General features: G+C 68.1%; 1 protein-coding gene and 1 pseudogene (1 of these 2 running past the window's edge). Both read left to right on the top strand.

The features are described 5' to 3' along the window. On the top strand, positions 1 to 1,412 hold a 1,412-nt coding region (ftsW, locus tag ACFE99_RS24880), incomplete at its 5' end, for a putative lipid II flippase FtsW (RefSeq protein WP_375489511.1). 86 nt (positions 1,413 to 1,498) lie between these two features. Beyond that, positions 1,499 to 1,700, top strand: a pseudogene (locus ACFE99_RS24875) (UDP-N-acetylglucosamine--N-acetylmuramyl-(pentapeptide) pyrophosphoryl-undecaprenol N-acetylglucosamine transferase) (its annotated part continues 828 nt past the right edge of the window); the annotation flags it as partial.

Genomic DNA, 1,700 nt, shown 5'->3' with positions numbered 1-1,700 from the left:
GAAAGCTCGTGCTGGCGATGCCGCTCACCGCGGTGATCATCGCCGTCGCCGCGCTGCTCACCACCATGGGCTTGATCATGGTGTTGTCGGCGTCGGGAGTGCGGTCATATGACGACGACGGCTCAGCGTGGGTCATCTTCGGCCGCCAGGTGTTGTGGACCATCATCGGGCTCGTGGCATGCTATCTGGCGCTGCGCGTGCCGGTGTGGCTCATGCGGCGCATGGCATTCTCCAGCTACGCGCTGACGATCGTGTTGCTGGTGCTGGTGCTGGTCCCCGGGATCGGTCACTACGCCAACGGTTGCCGCGGCTGGTTCGTGGTGGCGGGCTTCTCGATGCAGCCCTCGGAGCTGACCAAAATCGCCTTCGCAATCTGGGGAGCGCACCTGTTGGCCGCCCGTCGCATGGAGCGGGCCTCGCTGCGGGAAATGCTCATTCCGCTGGTGCCGGCCGCCGTCATCGCGCTCGCGTTGATCGTGGCCCAGCCCGACCTCGGCCAGACGGTGTCGATGGGCATCATCTTGCTGGCCCTGCTGTGGTATGCCGGCCTGCCGCTGCGGGTGTTTGTGAGTTCGCTGTTCGCGGTCATCGTCTCCGGCGCCATCCTGGCGGTTTCGGAAGGCTACCGCTCCGACCGTGTGCGGTCATGGCTGAATCCCGGGCAGGATCCCCAAGACTCCGGATACCAGGCCCGCCAGGCGAAGTTCGCGCTGGCCAATGGCGGCATCTTCGGCCACGGGCTTGGCCAGGGCACCGCGAAATGGAACTATCTGCCCAACGCCCACAACGACTTCATCTTCGCGATCATCGGCGAGGAACTCGGCTTCGTCGGGGCATTCGGGCTTCTCGCGCTGTTCGGGCTATTCGCCTACACCGGGATGCGGATCGCCCGCCGATCAGCCGACCCGTTCCTGCGGCTGCTTACCGCCACCACCACGATGTGGGTGATCGGCCAGGTGTTCATCAACGTCGGCTATGTGATCGGGCTGCTTCCCGTCACCGGGATTCAGCTGCCGCTTATCTCTGCCGGTGGAACATCAACGGCCACAACGCTTCTCATGATCGGTGTGATGGCCAACGCGGCGCGTCACGAACCGGAGGCGGTGGCCGCACTGCGAGCCGGGCGCGACGACCGGATGAACCGGCTGCTGCGGCTGCCGCTGCCCCAGCCGTACGCGCCCACCCGGGCCGAGGCCCTGCGCGATCGGCTGCGGGCCCGTCCTCAGCCGCCCAAGCAGCACCGCAAGCCCGACCGCACGTCTTCGGCGTCTCGGGCGACGCGATCAGCCAAAGCCCGTGCGGCCGATCGGCCGGCCCCCCGATCGGGGCATCATGGAGGGCGTCAACGCCACGCCGGCCAGCGGCAGCCGCACAGCGGGCGGGCTCGCGCTCTGGAAGGTCAGCGTTATTGAAAGACTCGGTCACACAGCCAGCCGCAGACGCCGCCTTGTCGGTCGTCCTGGCCGGCGGCGGCACGGCCGGCCATGTGGAACCGGCCATGGCCGTCGCCCACGCGTTGACCGCATTGGATCCGCGGGTGCGGGTCACCGCCCTGGGCACCGCGCGCGGCTTGGAGACCAGGCTGGTGCCCGAGCGGGGTTACCCACTCGAGCTGATTACGCCTGTCCCGCTGCCCCGTAAGCTCAGCACCGCCCTGGCCCGCCTGCCGCCGCGGGTATTGCGAGCTGTCTGGCAGACCC

Origin of the sequence: uncultured Mycobacterium sp. (assembly GCF_964249325.1) — a bacterium.
Taxonomy (GTDB): Bacteria; Actinomycetota; Actinomycetes; order Mycobacteriales; family Mycobacteriaceae; genus Mycobacterium.
This window is presented reverse-complemented; position numbering and strand designations above follow the sequence as displayed.